General features: G+C 68.2%; 15 protein-coding genes. 9 read left to right on the top strand and 6 right to left on the bottom strand.

The genetic code is table 11. From position 1 onward, the window contains the following. Positions 1–58: 58 nt before the first annotated feature. Together DFR41_RS16255 and pncB are read right to left on the bottom strand one after the other, a co-directional pair. The gene (locus tag DFR41_RS16255) at positions 59–1,441 is read right to left on the bottom strand and encodes a sodium:proton antiporter (protein WP_114803473.1); all 1,383 of its coding nucleotides are present in this window, start codon (positions 1,439–1,441) and stop codon (positions 59–61) included. 53 nt (positions 1,442–1,494) lie between these two features. After that, a complete protein-coding gene (gene pncB, locus DFR41_RS16250) occupies positions 1,495–2,712 on the bottom strand; it encodes a nicotinate phosphoribosyltransferase (RefSeq protein ID WP_114803472.1) in 1,218 nt (405 codons plus the stop codon). A gap of 209 nt (positions 2,713–2,921) precedes the next feature. Between pncB and DFR41_RS16245 the strand changes: the two genes are divergently transcribed. Further along, the gene (locus tag DFR41_RS16245; protein ID WP_017758917.1) at positions 2,922–3,155 is read left to right on the top strand and encodes a CsbD family protein; all 234 of its coding nucleotides are present in this window, start codon (positions 2,922–2,924) and stop codon (positions 3,153–3,155) included. 65 nt (positions 3,156–3,220) lie between these two features. Beyond that, positions 3,221–3,631 carry a hypothetical protein gene (locus DFR41_RS16240; protein ID WP_114803471.1) on the top strand — a complete coding sequence of 137 codons (411 nt, stop codon included), beginning with the start codon at positions 3,221–3,223 and terminating at the stop codon, positions 3,629–3,631. A gap of 110 nt (positions 3,632–3,741) precedes the next feature. Here DFR41_RS16240 and DFR41_RS16235 read toward each other — a convergent pair whose 3' ends face one another. Next, a complete protein-coding gene (locus DFR41_RS16235) occupies positions 3,742–4,179 on the bottom strand; it encodes an acyl-CoA thioesterase (RefSeq protein ID WP_017760045.1) in 438 nt (145 codons plus the stop codon). A gap of 162 nt (positions 4,180–4,341) precedes the next feature. Between DFR41_RS16235 and DFR41_RS16230 the strand changes: the two genes are divergently transcribed. The 5 genes from DFR41_RS16230 (at position 4,342) to DFR41_RS16210 (ending at position 11,975) form a co-directional block, all read left to right on the top strand. Next, a complete protein-coding gene (locus tag DFR41_RS16230; protein WP_017760046.1) occupies positions 4,342–4,899 on the top strand; it encodes a phasin family protein in 558 nt (185 codons plus the stop codon). Positions 4,900–5,033: 134 nt separating this feature from the next. Next, entirely contained in the window at positions 5,034–5,792 is a 759-nt protein-coding gene (locus tag DFR41_RS16225) for a 3-hydroxyacyl-CoA dehydrogenase (RefSeq protein WP_017760047.1), read from the top strand. A 101-nt stretch (positions 5,793–5,893) separates the two neighbouring features. Further along, entirely contained in the window at positions 5,894–7,813 is a 1,920-nt protein-coding gene (dnaG, locus tag DFR41_RS16220; protein WP_114803470.1) for a DNA primase, read from the top strand. A 345-nt stretch (positions 7,814–8,158) separates the two neighbouring features. Continuing rightward, entirely contained in the window at positions 8,159–10,564 is a 2,406-nt protein-coding gene (rpoD, locus tag DFR41_RS16215; protein WP_043119095.1) for an RNA polymerase sigma factor RpoD, read from the top strand. 136 nt (positions 10,565–10,700) lie between these two features. Next, the gene (locus DFR41_RS16210; protein ID WP_114803469.1) at positions 10,701–11,975 is read left to right on the top strand and encodes a multidrug effflux MFS transporter; all 1,275 of its coding nucleotides are present in this window, start codon (positions 10,701–10,703) and stop codon (positions 11,973–11,975) included. A gap of 42 nt (positions 11,976–12,017) precedes the next feature. Here the strand turns inward: DFR41_RS16210 and aroQ are convergent, their stop codons facing one another. Both aroQ and DFR41_RS16200 read right to left on the bottom strand, forming a co-directional pair. After that, positions 12,018–12,467 (bottom strand): type II 3-dehydroquinate dehydratase, encoded by a 450-nt coding sequence (aroQ, locus tag DFR41_RS16205; RefSeq protein ID WP_058644580.1) that lies wholly within the window; start codon positions 12,465–12,467, stop codon positions 12,018–12,020. A 102-nt stretch (positions 12,468–12,569) separates the two neighbouring features. Beyond that, a complete protein-coding gene (locus tag DFR41_RS16200) occupies positions 12,570–12,971 on the bottom strand; it encodes a PaaI family thioesterase (RefSeq protein WP_170159402.1) in 402 nt (133 codons plus the stop codon). 194 nt (positions 12,972–13,165) lie between these two features. On the opposite strand from DFR41_RS16200, the gene DFR41_RS16195 reads away from it, so the two are divergent. Then, positions 13,166–13,756, top strand: coding sequence for a DM13 domain-containing protein (locus tag DFR41_RS16195; protein ID WP_114803467.1), 591 nt, complete (start codon positions 13,166–13,168; stop codon positions 13,754–13,756). After that, positions 13,753–14,202 (top strand): TfoX/Sxy family protein, encoded by a 450-nt coding sequence (locus DFR41_RS16190; protein WP_114803466.1) that lies wholly within the window; start codon positions 13,753–13,755, stop codon positions 14,200–14,202. The genes DFR41_RS16195 and DFR41_RS16190 overlap by 4 nt, the downstream gene beginning before the upstream one ends. Before the next feature lie 25 nt (positions 14,203–14,227). Here DFR41_RS16190 and DFR41_RS16185 read toward each other — a convergent pair whose 3' ends face one another. Continuing rightward, positions 14,228–15,337 carry a PA0069 family radical SAM protein gene (locus DFR41_RS16185; protein ID WP_017760370.1) on the bottom strand — a complete coding sequence of 370 codons (1,110 nt, stop codon included), beginning with the start codon at positions 15,335–15,337 and terminating at the stop codon, positions 14,228–14,230. Positions 15,338–15,354: the final 17 nt, after the last annotated feature.

Raw genomic sequence — 15,354 nt, 5'->3', positions numbered from 1 at the left:
GTTTCCGTTTTTCGAAAGAGCCGCCGATGCGGGTCGGCCGCCAACGGCCGCGCCCCGCTCAGCGGAAGAAGATGAAGGTGACGAGCACGAACAGCGGCAGCAGCACCGCGCCCGACCACGCCATGTAGCCGAAGAAGCTGGGCATGCGCACGCCGCGGTCCTCGGCGATGGCCTTGACCATCAGGTTGGGCGCGTTGCCGATGTAGCTGTTGGCGCCCATGAACACGGCGCCGGCCGAGATGGCGGCCAGGGTCGCGGCATGGGTGGTCATGAGGGTGGCGGGGTCGCCACCCGCGGTGTTGAAGAACACCAGGTAGGTCGGCGCGTTGTCCAGGAAGGAGCTCAGCAGCCCCGTGGCCCAGAAGTACATGGCGGGCTCGGGCTGGCCGTCGGGCCGGGTCACGGCCGACACCACGGCGCCAAAGGGGCCGGCCGTGCCGGCACGCAGCATGGCGATCACCGGCACGATGGTCAGGAAGATGCCAGCGAAAAGCTTGGCCACCTCGAGCATCGGCCCCCAGCCGAACTGGTTGGCCGCATGCACCTCGCGCTTGGTCAGCGCCAGCGACAGCAGCGTCACGCCGATGAGGCCGGCATCGCGGATCAGGCCGGGCAGGCCGACGGGCGTGCCCATCACGTCGAAGGCCACGTCGCTGCGCCACAGGCCGCTCATCAGCACCAGGCCCAGCACCACCGCCAGCAGCACGAAGTTGACCTGGCCCTCGAAGCGCACGCCGCGCGTGTCGGGCGTGGGGTCGACGGGCATCACGCCTTCGTTGCGGTAATAGAAGCGGTCGAGCACGAAGAAGATGCCCAGCAGGCACAGCAGGACGAAGCCCGTGTCGGGCAGCAGATGCCAGGTGGTCCAGAAGAAGTCCACGCCCTTGAGGAAGCCCAGGAACAGCGGCGGGTCGCCCAGCGGTGTGAGCGAACCGCCCACGTTGGAGACGATGAAGATGAAGAACACCACCACATGCGCCTTGTGCCTGCGGTTGTCGTTGGCGCGGATGAGCGGGCGGATCAGCAGCATCGACGCACCCGTGGTGCCCATGATGCTGGCCAGCACGCCGCCGATGGCCAGCAGCCCGGTGTTGAGCGCCGGCGAACCATGCAGGTTGCCGCGGATGTGGATGCCGCCCGCCACCGTGAACAAGGCCGTCAGCAGCACGATGAAGGGGATGTATTCGGCCAGCAGCGCATGCACCACCTGCGCGCCCGCGAGCGCCGGCCCGAAGACGGCCGCGAAGGGCAGGAGGAAGGCCAGCGCCCAGGCCGCCGCCACCTTGCCGAAATGGTGGTGCCAGAAGGTGGGCACCAGCAGCGGCATCAGTGCGATCGACAGCAGGATGCCGGCGAAGGGCAGGCCCCACAGCGGCGACAGCGCGGCGCCGTCGAAGGTGGCAGCCTGGGAAAGCGCGGGGGCTGCCAGTGCAGCCCCCATGAAAGCCCGCGAGGGGCGGATCCGGCGAAGAAGCGATGTCACGTTGGCGTTGGTCAAGGCGTGGCGGGTTGGGGAATCTCGAACACCTGGCGCAGGTAGGCGAGGTACTTCTCGTCGTCGCACATGCCCTTGCCGGGAGTGTCCGAGAGCTTGGCGACCGGCTGGCCGTTGCAGCGGATCATCTTGATGACGATCTGCAGCGGCTCATAGCCCAGGTCGTTGGTGAGGTTGGTGCCGATGCCGAAAGCCAGCTGGCAGCGGCCCCGGAACTGGCGGTACAGCTCGATGGTGCGCGGCACCGTCAGGCCGTCGCTGAAGATCAGCGTCTTGGTGTGCGGATCGACCCGGTTGGCCACGTAGTGGGCAATCATGCGCTCGCCCCATTCGAAGGGGTCGCCGCTGTCGTGCCGGGCACCGTCGAAGAGCTTGCAGAAGTACAGGTCGAAGTCGCGCAGGAAGGCGCTCATGCCGTAGACGTCGGACAGCGCGATGCCCAGGTCGCCGCGGTATTCGCGCGCCCACATCTCGAAGCCGTAGATCTGGCTGTCGCGCAGCCGCGGGCCCAGGGCCTGACAGGCCTGCAGGTACTCGTGGGCCATGGTGCCCAGCGGAAGCAGGCCCAGCTTCATGGCGAACAGCACGTTGCTGGTGCCGGCGAACTGCGGCAGCCGCTCCGCAGCGCGCGGCTGCGGGCTCACGGCGCCCAGTTCGGCCGTCAGCGTCCGCAGCACCTCCTCGTGCCAGGTCTTGGAGAAGCGCCGGCGGGTGCCGTAGTCGGCGATCTTGAGGTCTTCCAGGCCGTCTTCCTTCAGCTGCCCGATCTTGGCCTGCAGACGCTGGCGGCCTTCCTCCAGGTCGGGCTGCCGGTGCGTATTGCGGAAGTACACCTCGTTGACGATGGCCAGCACCGGGATCTCGAACAGGATCGTGTGCAGCCAGGGGCCCTTGATGTGGATGTCGATCTCGCCTGTGGCGGCATCGGGCACGATCTCGATGTACTTCTCGTTGAGCTTGAACAGGCCCAGGAAGTCGACGAAGTCGCTCTTGATGAAGCGCATGGAGCGCAGGTAGGCCAGTTCCGCGTCCTTGAAGTGCAGGCTGCACAGCGCCCTCACCTCTTCGCGGATCTCGCCCGCGAAGCGCGCCAGGTTGACGCCCGGGTTGCGGCACTTGAAGCGGTACTCGACCTTGGCGCCTGGAAAGTGGTGCAGCACCACCTGCATCATCGTGAACTTGTACAGGTCGGTGTCGAGAAGGCTCTGGATGATCATGAAACGGCTCGGCGCGCGGCGGCGCGGTTGTCTCCCCAGGGAGCATGCGTTCCCCGGCCCGGGACGGGTGGGACTGATTATCACGGGCATGGTGCGCCTGCGCCTACGAACCCTCCTTTGGGCGTCCTACCGGGCAGCCGCAGGGCTCCCACCAGAGTGCATAGCACGGCGGCACCAGCAGTGCCCCGCAAGCAACCAAAGGAGATCCCATGAACAAGGACATCATCGAAGGCAACTGGAAGCAGTTGAAGGGCAAGGTCAAGGAGCAGTGGGGCAAGCTGACCGACGACGACTTCGACGTTGTGGCCGGCAAGCGCGACCAGCTGCTGGGCAAGATCCAGGAGCGTCATGGCGTGAGCCGTGACGAGGCCGAAGCACAGGTCAAGGCCTGGGAAAGCGCCGAAGGCCGCACCCCCGCCGCCCTCTGGATGGAAAAGTACTGAGCCGCCGGCCAGTCCTTACCGAATCCCCTCCCCCATTTCAATCGTTGCCCAAGGAGCACCACACCATGAAGAAGACCGCACTCACCCTCGCTCTCGCCACCGGCTGCCTGTTCGGCGCCGTCCAGGCCAGCGCCATGACCAAGGACGAGTACAAGGCTGAGAAGGACAAGATCTCCGCCCAGTACAAGGCCGACAAGGCCCAGTGCGACACGCTGAAGGACAACGCCAAGGACGTGTGCGAGAAGGAAGCCAAGGGCAAGGAAAACATCGCCAAGGCCGAACTGGAGCAGTCCTACAAGCCCAGCAACAGCCACGCCAAGAAGGTTGCCGAAGCCAAGGCCGATGCTGCCTACGACGTGGCCAAGGAAAAGTGCGACGACATGAGCGGCGATGCCAAGAACGCCTGCCAGTCGCAGGCCAAGGCCGACCATGAGAAGGCCAAGGCCGACATGAAGGCCATGACCGCCAAGAAGTAATTTGTCTCCTCGCGTTTGACGGAAGCGCTTTGGCGGCACCTTCGGGTGCCGCTTTTTTATGGGCGGTCCCCGGCGGGGCTGCCTTTTTCCGTCCTGAGGACGACCGCCCGTCAGCGCAGGGTGTCGAGCACCGCGAGCAAGGCCGCGGACAAAGCCACCGGCCGCTGCGTGGCCCGATCGACATAGACATGCACGAAGTGGCCCTGGGCCGCAGCGGTTGGCGCCCCCTCGGCGAACAGTCCGACCTCGTAGCGCACGCTGCTGCTGCCCACGTGCGCCACGCGCACGCCGGCCTCGATGGTCTGGGGGAAGGCCAGCGGCGCGAAGTAGTTGCACTGCGTCTCGACCACGAAGCCGATGGTGCCGCCCTGGTGGATGTCGAGGGCGCCCCGCTCGATCAGCAGCGCGTTCACCGCCGTGTCGAACCAGCTGTAGTAGACGACGTTGTTGACATGCCCGTAGATGTCGTTGTCCATCCAGCGGGTGGTAATCGGACGGAAGGCGCGGTAGTGGTCGCGCGGCTGGGGCGTGGGGCGGGCGCTGCTCATGGGCGGCGATTCTGCCGGGAGCCCCAAATAGGGGCTGTCACCTAAAAATGCTGCATTGCAGCAAAACCCCTTGAGATCGCCCCCGGCCGCTGCCATACTTCATCCCATGTTGCAGCGCAGCAAACGCCGCAACCCCACTTCCACCACCTCCAGGAGCTCACCATGGCACTCACCGCCGACCAGATCATCGCCGCCCAAAAGGCCAACATCGACACGCTGTTCGGTCTGACGACCAAGGCCTTCGAAGGCATGGAAAAGCTCATCGAGCTGAACGTGACCGCCTCCAAGGCCGCCCTGAGCGAAGCCGCTGGCACCGCCCACGCCGTGCTGGGCGCCAAGGACGCGCAGGAACTGCTGGCCCTGCAAGCCAGCATGATGCAGCCGATGGCCGAGAAGACCGCCGCCTACAGCCGCCACCTGTACGACATCGCCCAGGGCACCAGCGCCGAATTCACCAAGGCCTTCGAGAGCAAGGCCGTGGAAGCGCAGCAAGCCATGGTCGGCCTGATCGACAGCGCCGCCAAAAATGCCCCGGCCGGTTCCGAAACAGCCGTCGCCATGATGAAGAGCGCCGTGGCCGCCGCCAACAACGCCTTCGAATCCGTGCAGAAGGCCGTCAAGCAGGCCTCCGACGTGGCCGAAGCCAACTTCAACGCCGTCTCGACGCAGGCCATGAACGCCGCCAAGACCGCCACGAAGACGGCCACCGCCAAGCGCTGATTTCTTGCTGGTTGTCTCCTTGGGTCCTCACGGGATCCATTCGGCCCCGCCTCGGCGGGGCTTTTTTTCGTCCGCCGTCGCTGCCGGCCCGCTCCTATCATGGCGGTTTTGCCCGCAACAAGGAGACAGCATCCATGCAGATCAAGGACAGGGTTTTCATCGTCACCGGCGGCGCGTCGGGCCTCGGCGAAGGCACGGCGCGCATGCTGGCCGAGCACGGCGCGAAGGTCGTCATCGCCGACATGCAGGCGGACAAGGGTGAGGCCGTCGCCGCCGAGATCGGCGGGCGCTTTGTGCGCTGCGATGTGAGCCAGGAGGCCGACGGCCAGGCCGTGGTGGCCGCGGCGCTGGAACTCGGCAAGCTCGTCGGCCTGGTCAACTGCGCCGGCATCGCACCGGCCGAGAAGACCGTGGGCAAGAAAGGCCCGCACGCCCTGGCCGTCTTCGAGAAGACGCTGCGCGTCAATCTGCTGGGCAGCTTCAACATGATCCGCCTGGCGGCCGACGCCATGGCGAAGAACGAGCCCGAGGCCACCGGCGAGCGCGGCGTGCTGATTTCCACCGCCAGCGTGGCCGCCTACGACGGCCAGATCGGCCAGGCCGCGTACAGCGCCAGCAAGGGCGGCGTCGTCGGCATGACGCTGCCCATCGCCCGCGACCTGGCGCGCAGCGGCATCCGCAACATGACCATCGCCCCCGGCATCTTCGGCACACCCATGCTCTTCGGCATGCCGCAGGACGTGCAGGACGCGCTGGCCGCCAGCGTGCCCTTCCCCTCGCGCCTGGGCACGCCGGCCGATTACGCCAAGCTGGCCAGACACATCATCGAGAACGACATGCTCAACGGCGAGGTGATCCGCCTGGACGGCGCCATCCGCCTGGCGCCGCGCTGACCCTGCCCGGGCTAGGTTGACGACTTTTCGCCGATACTTCAACCTCGCCCGAGGGGGCGCCATCCGCAGGGAGGCGCCCCTTTTTCGTTGGTTCTCGTCCCATGGCCATCCCCGAATCCTTCATCCAGGAACTGCTCACCCGCACCGACATCGTCGAGATCGTCGGGCGGCATGTGCAGCTCAAGAAGGGCGGCGCCAACTTCATGGGGCTGTGCCCTTTCCACGGGGAGAAGTCGCCGTCCTTCTCAGTCAGCCCGACCAAGCAGTTCTATCACTGCTTCGGCTGCGGGGCCCATGGTGACGCGATCCGCTTCCTGATGGAGCACACGGGCGTCGGATTCCGCGACGCGGTGCAGGACCTGGCCGGCCAGTACGGCCTGCAGGTGCCCGACGACGACCCCCTCTCGCCCGAGCAGAAGGCCCAGGTGGCCGCGCGGCGCGAGCGCCAGGCCACGCTCACCGACGTGCTGGAAAAAGCCGGCGACGCCTACCGCCGGCTGCTGCGCGACTCGCCGCGCGCCGTGGACTACCTCAAGCGCCGCGGCGTCTCGGGCGCCATCGCCAAGCGCTTCGGACTGGGCTATGCGCCCGAAGGCTGGCGCACGCTGGCCAGCGTCTTTCCGGACTACGCCGACGCGCTGCTGGTCGAGAGCGGCCTGGTGATCGCCAGCGACGAAGGCGAGGATGGCAAGCGCTACGACCGCTTCCGCGACCGGGTGATGTTCCCGATCCGCAACGTCAAGGGCGAATGCATCGGCTTCGGCGGCCGGGTGCTGGGCGACGAGAAGCCCAAGTACCTCAATTCGCCCGAGACACCGGTCTTCAGCAAGGGCCGCGAGCTCTACGGGCTGTTCGAAGCCCGCACCGCCCTGCGCGACCATGGCTACGCGCTCGTCACCGAGGGCTACATGGACGTGGTGGCCCTGGCCCAGCTGGGCTTTCCGAACGCGGTGGCGACGCTGGGCACGGCCTGTACGGACGACCATGTGCACAAGCTGTTTCGCTTCACCGATTCGGTGGTGTTCAGCTTCGACGGCGACGCCGCCGGCCGCCGCGCAGCCCGCAAGGCGCTGGAGGCGGCCCTGCCCCACGCCACCGATGTCCGCAGCGTCAAGTTCCTGTTCCTGCCCGAGGAGCACGACCCCGACAGCTTCATCCGCGAGAACGGCGAGGAAGGCTTCGCCCGGGCGGTGGCGCAGGCCGTGCCGCTCAGCCGCTTCCTGCTCGAAGCGGCGCGCGAAGGCTGCGAACTGGGCAGCGCCGAAGGCCGCGCCCGCATGGCGAGCCAGGCGCGGCCCCTGTGGCAGGCGCTGCCCGAAGGCGCGCTGCGCCAGCAGTTGCTGGCGGAGATCGCCCAGGCGGCGCATCTGGAGCCGGCAGGGCTTCAGGCCCTGTGGGCCGGGCAGACACCGCCGCCTTCGCCAGCCGCCACCCGCGACGAGCATGAGCCGCACGACTTCCATGGCGAGCCGATGCCACCGGCCTGGGACGACGGCACGCCGCCAGCGCAGCCGCGCTGGTCGTCGCAGCGCCGCGGCAAGCGGCCCTTTCCCTCCGCCCCGCCCCGCCCCGCGGGCCCGCGTCCCAAGCCGGCCAGCCGCGCGGACCATGCCGCGCGCCTGATACTGGAGCGGTTGGCGGCCTGGGAGCATCTTTCCGGCGAGGAACATGCCCTGCTGTGCAGCCTGCCGCCGCCGCACGGCCCGCTGTTCGCCTGGCTGGAAAGCTGCCTCCACGAATACGGCCCCCTGGAATGGCCGCAATTGCGCGCCGACATGGCCGGCCAGGCTTTCGAGGACCTCGCGGTGCGCCTGATGGCCGGGCCGGCCGGCACCGCCTCCGATGCCGAATGGGACGCCGAACTGCGCGACCTGCTCGACCGCATGTTGATCGAGCAGCTCAAGACGCAGGAAACCGAGGCCATCGCCGCCGCCGGCCGCGATCCGCAGGCGCTGGCGCGCTACCGCGAGTTGCTGACGCGGCGCCTGGCGCTCGAGAAGAAGCAGCGCGCCGGCAGTTGAGCCGCCCACCGGTCCGATTTCCGGCAGCGGTCCCGGAAGCCACGCCGCTCCTGCAGTCAATCCCCCGCAAACCGCGTAGGAATTGATTGACAAAGGTATAATCCACGGCTCGTCTCGGCAAGAGCGACAGCAGCACCTCCGGACCCTGGCCTACCGATGCCCCCGTGCACGACCGGCCTCCTTTCTTCCGCAAGGGCTTGCATTCCAAATGTTCGCCCCCCCATCTTGCCTGGCGTGTCGGTCGCGCGGTCCCCGCGTCCTCACCGGCACTCTCTCGCCGCGCCGGCCTGACGGCGCCTGTTGATTCAATTTCTTTCTGTGGGTCCTCACGGGCCCTGGGGTCCTATGCCTGCTCAAAAGTCCGGAAAGACGACGACAACCGCCGCCGCCAAGCCCGCCGCCAAGACCAAAACCTCGGCCGCCGTGGTCGCGCCTGTGAAGGCGACCACCACCACCCCGGCCAGCAAGTCCGCCACGAAAGCCCAGTCAGTGCCCGCCACGAAGTCCCCTGCCAAAGCCGAGAAGGCCACCGAAGAACTGAAGAAAACGACCGCCAAGGCCGCCGCTGCCGCCACGGCCGACGAGATCGCCGTGCCCGCCAAGAAGAAGCCGGGCCGCCCGCCCAAGGCCGCCGCCGACAAGGAAGGCGCCACCACCGGCGCCAAGCGCGGCCGCAAGCCCAAGGCCGCCGCGGCCGAGGCCAAGGACGTCGAGGAGGACTTCTCCGACGTCGAAGCCGAGTTCGCCGAGGAAGAGACGCCCGAGCCCGAGGCCGCCACCACGGCCACGGTCGAGAAGGCCAAGCCGCTGCGCATGAAGATCAGCAAGGCGAAGGAACGCGCCTTGATGAAGGAATTCGGCCTGGACGAGACCGTCCTGTCCGAAGAGGACATGGCCAAGCGCCGCCAGCGCCTGAAGACGCTGATCACGCTGGGCAAGACCCGCGGCTACCTGACGCAGGGCGAGATCTCCGACCACCTGCCCGACAAGCTGGTCGACGCCGAGACCATGGAAGTCGTGGTCACCATGCTCAACGACCTGGGCGTGGCGGTGTACGAGACGACGCCCGACGCCGAGACGCTGTTCCAGAACAACGTCACGCCCACGGCCGCCACCGTCGAAGAGGCCGAGGAAGAAGCCGAAGCCGCCCTGTCCACCGTGGACAGCGAATTCGGCCGCACCACCGACCCGGTGCGCATGTACATGCGCGAGATGGGCACCGTGGAGCTGCTGACGCGCGAAGGCGAGATCGAGATCGCCAAGCGCATCGAAGGCGGCCTGCAGGACATGATGGCCGCCATCAGCGCCTCGCCGGCCACCATCGCCGAGATCCTGCGCATGGCCGCGGACATCCGCGAGGGCAAGGTCGTCATCTCCACCGTGGTGGACGGCTTCTCCAACCCGAACGAGGCCGACGACTACGTGGCCGAGGAAGACTTCGACGAGTTCGACGCCGAGGACGACGACGACGGCAACGGCGGCTCCAAGGCGCTGACCAAGAAGCTCGAGGAGATGAAGAACGAGGCGCTGTCGCGCTTCGACAGCATCGCCTCGCTGTTCGAGAAGATCCACAAGATCTACGACAAGGAAGGCTACGGCACGCCGGCGTACCAGAAGGCGCAGCAGTCCCTGTCGGAAGAGCTGATGACCATCCGCTTCACGGCCAAGACCATCGAGAAGCTGTGCGACATGCTGCGGGGCACGGTGGAAGACGTGCGCAAGAAGGAGCGCGAGCTGCGCCGCATCATCGTGGAGAAGTGCGGCTATCCGCAGGAAGACTTCATCCGCGACTTCGGCGGCATCGACAAGAACGGCAACCGCGTCCAGTCCAACCTGCTGAACCTGCAGTGGATCGAGAAGCAGTCGGCGGCCGGCAAGCCCTGGAGCGCCGTCATGCAGCGCAACATCCCGCCGGTGCAGGAACTGCAGCAGCAGCTGACCGACATCCAGTCGCGCGTGGTGGTGCCGCTGACCGAGCTCAAGGAAATCAACCGCCGCATGAACGCCGGCGAGAAGTCCTCGCGCGACGCCAAGAAGGAGATGATCGAGGCCAACCTGCGCCTGGTGATCTCCATCGCCAAGAAGTACACCAACCGTGGTCTGCAGTTCCTGGACCTGATCCAGGAAGGCAACATCGGCCTGATGAAGGCGGTCGACAAGTTCGAATACCGCCGCGGCTACAAGTTCTCGACCTATGCGACGTGGTGGATCCGCCAGGCCATCACCCGCTCGATCGCCGACCAGGCACGGACTATCCGCATCCCGGTGCACATGATCGAGACGATCAACAAGATGAACCGCATCTCGCGCCAGCACTTGCAGGAGTTCGGCTTCGAGCCCGATGCGTCCATCCTGGCCGAGCGCATGGAGATCCCCGAGGACAAGATCCGCAAGATCATGAAGATCGCCAAGGAGCCGATCTCCATGGAGACGCCGATCGGCGACGACGACGATTCGCACCTGGGCGATTTCATCGAGGACACCAACAACACCGCGCCGATCGAAGCCGCCATGCAGGCCGGCCTGCGCGACGTGGTCAAGGACATCCTCGACTCGCTCACCCCGCGCGAGGCCAAGGTGCTGCGCATGCGCTTCGGCATCGAGATGTCCACCGACCACACGCTGGAGGAAGTGGGCAAGCAGTTCGATGTGACGCGCGAGCGCATCCGCCAGATCGAGGCCAAGGCGCTGCGCAAGCTCAAGCACCCGAGCCGCTCGGACAAGCTGCGTTCGTTCATCGACACGCTGTAAGCGCGCCCGACGCGCCCCGCTGACGCGGCGCCCGCGGCCTTCGAAGGCCGGGGCGCCGTTTTCGTTGGCCGCCCATGCAAAGTGCGAGAGGCAGCCCGCCGGGCAAGACCAGGCAGACAGAAGGAAAGAGACACGCATGAATCCCGATGCCAACCAACTCTGGCGCGCGCCGCGCTGGGCCCTGGCCATCCTGCTGGCGGTGCTGGGCATGCTGGGGCCCTTCTCCATCGACACCTACATCCCGGCCTTCTCGGGCATCGCGCGCTCCATCGGCGCGACGCCCACCGAGATGCAGCAGACGCTGTCGGCCTACCTGTTCGGCTTTGCCTTCATGAACCTGTTCCACGGTGCGCTGTCGGACAGCTTCGGCCGGCGGCCGGTGGTGCTGTGGGGCCTCCTGGTGTTCACGCTCGCCTCGCTGGGCTGTGCGCTGTCGCAGACCATCGGGCAGCTGGTGTTCTTCCGCGCGCTGCAGGGCCTGTCGACGGGCGCGGGCATCGTGGTGTCGCGCGCCGTGGTGCGCGACATGTTCCCGCCCGCCGACGCGCAGAAGGTGATGGCGCAGATCACCATCTACTTCGGCCTGGCGCCGGCCATCGCGCCCATCATCGGCGGCTTCCTGCTGGTGCATGCGGGCTGGCACAGCATCTTCTGGTTCCTGGTGGCGGTGGGCATCGTGCTACTGGTGGCCAACTGGAAGCTCCTGCCGGAGACACTGCACACCAGCCAGCGCCAGCCCTTCGCCGTGCGCGACCTGATGCGCGGCTACTGGCAGCTGTGCTCCGACCCGCGCTTCCTGCTGCTGGCGCTGGCCAGCGGCGTGCCCTTCAACGGGCTCTTCCTCTACGTGCTGGCGGCGCCGGCCTTCCTGGGCGACCACCTGGGTCTGGCGCCCACGCAGTTCTTCTGGTTCTTCGTGCTCAACATCGGCGGCATCATGCTCGGCGCCTGGGCCAGCGGGCGCATGGCGGGCAAGGCCAAGCCCAAGCGGCAGATCCGCGACGGCTTCGTGGTGATGCTGCTGACCTCGGTGGTCAATGTGGTGGCCAATGCGCTGCTGGTGCCGCAGGCCTGGTGGGCGCTGTGGCCGCTGGCGGTGTTCGGTTTCGGCTGGGCGCTGATGGTGCCGGTGGTGACGCTGCTGGTGCTGGACCTGCATCCCACGCGCCGCGGCATGGCCTCGTCGCTGCAGGCCGTGATCGGCTCCACCGCCAACGGCATCGTGGCCGGCCTGGTCGCGCCGCTGGTCATGGATTCGCCGATGGCGATGGCGCTGTCGTCGTTGCTGATGATGGGCGTCGGGCTGGTCGCCTGGACCTGGTTGCACCGACGCTGGCCCGAGATCGGCCGCGACAGCACCGCCGCAGCAGCGCCCCTGCCCGTGGAAGCGACGACGAAGCTGGAGTCCTGAAGGCGCAGCCGCAGCGGCCGCGCCCTGGCATCGACCCGTCGATCAGCTGCTGACGCGCACCAGGGCCTCGATGGCCAGCGGATAGCCCTTCACGCCCAGCCCGACGATGATGCCGCGCGCCGCCGGCGAGATGTACGAGTGGTGGCGGAAGGATTCGCGCGCATGCACGTTGGAGATGTGCAGTTCGATCAGCGGCACGCTGGCGCCCTTGATGGCGTCGTGCAGCGCGATGGAGGTATGGGTGTAGGCGCCCGGGTTCATCACCACGCCGAGCATGCGGCCCGCGGCCACCTCGCGGCCGGCCTCGTGGATCCAGTCCAGCAGCACGCCCTCGTGGTTGGACTGGCGGCATTCGACCTCCACGCCCAGCGCGGCGCCGGCCTCGGCGCACATCCGCTCGACGTCGGCCAGGGTTTCATGGCCGTACTGCGCAGGCTCGCGCGTGCCCAGCAGGTTGAGGTTGGGGCCGTTGAGGACGAGGATCTTCTTCATGCGAGGTCTCTGGGGCGTTGCGCCGCGGGAAAGGGGTGCGGCATATTAAATAAGATGACCGCGACCGGAGCGCGCCCCGGTGCGCCTGCCCGGCCTCACTGCTCAGCCGCGGGGCCGCAGCAGCTTGCCGGTGGATGACGCGCGTGCCAGCAGGCGCCCGGCCTCGTCGAACAACTCGGCCTCCAGGAAGACCACGCTGCCGCCCCAGCGGATCACCCGCGCTTCGGCCTCCACCGGCGCCACGCGCACGGCTTCAAGAAAACTGGTCTTGATCTCCAGCGAGGCCAGGCCTACGCCCCGCTCGCGCGAGAAAACGGCGAAGGCCATGGCGTTGTCCAGCCATGCGGTGACGAAGCCGCCCTGCACCACGGTGCCCTCCGTGTGGGCGAACTCGGCGCGCGGCGCGAAGCGCACCCGCGCGCGGCCTTGCGGGTCGCTGGTCAGCAGGCGCTCGAAGCCGATGGCACGGAGCAGAGGCTGGGTGTGGATTTCGATGTCGGTCATGGATCGCAGGGAGTGCAACGGCGCGCGGCGCAGCATAGCCGCCGCCTGCAGCCGCGCATGTCGCCCGCTTGCCTGGCGGGCCGGAGCGGGTGCGCAGCCGGATGGTCAGGGCCCCGCAGTAGGCGTTGCATAGAATCGCCCGCCATCCGCGCGCGGCGCCACGCCGCGTCCCGCCCGCGCTTCGCCTTCCCTGCATGATTCCTCCCGTCCCGCCGCCGCGTACCGGCGCGCGCCGCCTGTCCGTTCGCCTCCTGACCCATGGCCTTGCCCTGCTTGTGGGCCTGGTGCTCGGCACGGGCCTGGGCATCTACTGGCTGCCTATCCTGATCGCACCGCCCGCGCCCAGCGATGCGCAAGTCGGCATGGTGGCCGCCCAGGCCGCCTACAAGGTGGAGATGCGCGGCGACCTCAAGGGCAACGACCTGCTGCACTGGGCCCACGGCGAACTGATGGTGGGCCCCTGGGCCATCGCCCTTCGCGGCTCGGTGGCGCCGGGCCCGGACTACCGGCTCTACCTGTCGCCGACCTTCGTGCAGAGCGCGGAGGAATTCGAGCAGCACCGCAGCGAGATGGTGCAGGTCGGCCAAGTGCGCACCTTCGACAACTTCATCGTCACGCTGCCGGCCACCGTGGACATCGGCAGCCACACGACGGTGGTGATCTGGTGCGAGGCCTTCGGCAAGTTCATCGGCGCGGCCCGCTACCGTGACCCGGACGCTGCCCCCGCTGTCCCCGCTGCGGCCACGGGTGCCACGGCCGCGCCAGCGGCCCGGCAGACCCCATGAGCGACCGCCCGGCCCGCCCCCGCCAGCCGGGCGCGCCGGGCCGCGCGCCCAGCCTGTTCGTGCAGAGCCTGCACGAGGTGCTGGCGCCGCTGGGTCGCATCGAGGCCCGCCGGATGTTCGGCGGCCACGGCCTCTACCACGAGGGCGTGATGCTGGCGCTGGTGCTGCGGGACACGCTCTACCTCAAGGCCGACGCGATCAGCCAGGCCCAGTTCGACGCGCTGGGCCTGCCCGCCTTCAGCTACCAGCGCGAGGGGCGGCCCGCCACCCTCACCTCCTTCCGGCAGGCACCGGAAGCGATCTTCGATGACCCGGAACAGGCCCTGCACTGGGGCCGGCTCGCCTACGAGGCGGCGCTACGCGCCCACCAGACCAAGCCGGCCCGCGCGCGCCGGACGGTGGCGGCCCCCGCCTCGCCGCCTCCACCCCGCAAGACCCGGCGCTGACGCGGCGCCGACGCCCGTGGGCCGCTCAGAACAGACTGCCCTGCCCCTCGGCCCCCAGCGGTCGGAACAGCGACGTGTCCATGCCGATCCGCTCGCGGTTGAAGCCCAGCCGCGCCGTCGCCTTGGCAAAGCGTTGCGCCACCAGTTCGGCCCACAGGCCGCTGCCCTTCATGCGACTGGCGAAATCGGCGTCGTAGTCCTTGCCGCCGCGCATGTCCTGGATGCGCGCCATCACCCGCGCCGCGCGCTGCGGATAGTGCAGCGCCAGCCATTCCTTGAAGAGCGGCGCCACCTCCCACGGCAGGCGGATGACGGTGTAGAAGGCGCTGCGGGCGCCGGCGTCCCAGGCGGCCTCCAGCACCTGCTCCAGGTCTTCGTTGAGGAAGGGAATCTGCGGCGCCACGCTCACCCCCACCGGAACGCCCGCTTCGGCCAGGGTGCGGATGGTGCGCAGGCGCCGCGCGGGCGAGGCGGCGCGCGGCTCCAGCCGCCGCGCCAGATCGGCATCGAGCGTGGTGACGGTGACGTACACCGCGGCCAGCCGCTGCGCGGCCATGGGCGCGATCAGGTCCAGGTCGCGCTCCACCCCGCTGGACTTGGTGACCAGCGCGAAGGGATGCCGCGCCTCCTGCAGCACCTCGATGACCGAGCGGGTCAGGCGCAGCTCGCGCTCGATGGGCTGGTAGCAGTCGGTGGCGGTGCCGATGGCGACGTGCGAGGGCCGGTAGCCACGGCGGCCGAGTTCGCCTCGCAGCACCTGGGCGATGTTGCGCTTGGCGATCAGCTTGGTCTCGAAGTCCAGCCCGGGCGAGAGGTCGAGGTAGCTGTGCGTGGGCCGGGCGAAGCAGTAGATGCAGCCGTGCTCGCAGCCGCGGTAGGGGTTGAGCGAGCGGTCGAAGGAGATGTCGGGCGAGTCGTTCTCGCTGAGGGCGGAGCGGGCGTCCTCGAAGCGGACCTCGGTGGCCGGTGCGCGGCGCTCGCCTTCGGCACCCGCCTCGCCCTCCGCGGCGGGCGGGGACTCGTCCGCCCATCCGTCGTCGAAGGCGCTGCGCTCGTCGCGGGAGAAGCGATGCGCCAGGCGCGTGGCGGCGCCACGGCCCTTGATGGCGTGAACGGGGATGAGTACGTCGGGCATGCGGCAGGGCTGGTAAC

This window comes from Pseudacidovorax intermedius, assembly GCF_003350475.1.
Taxonomy (GTDB): Bacteria; Pseudomonadota; Gammaproteobacteria; order Burkholderiales; family Burkholderiaceae_C; genus Xenophilus; species Xenophilus intermedius.
Note: the sequence above shows the minus strand (reverse complement) of the source record. Positions and strands in the feature narration are given on the sequence as shown.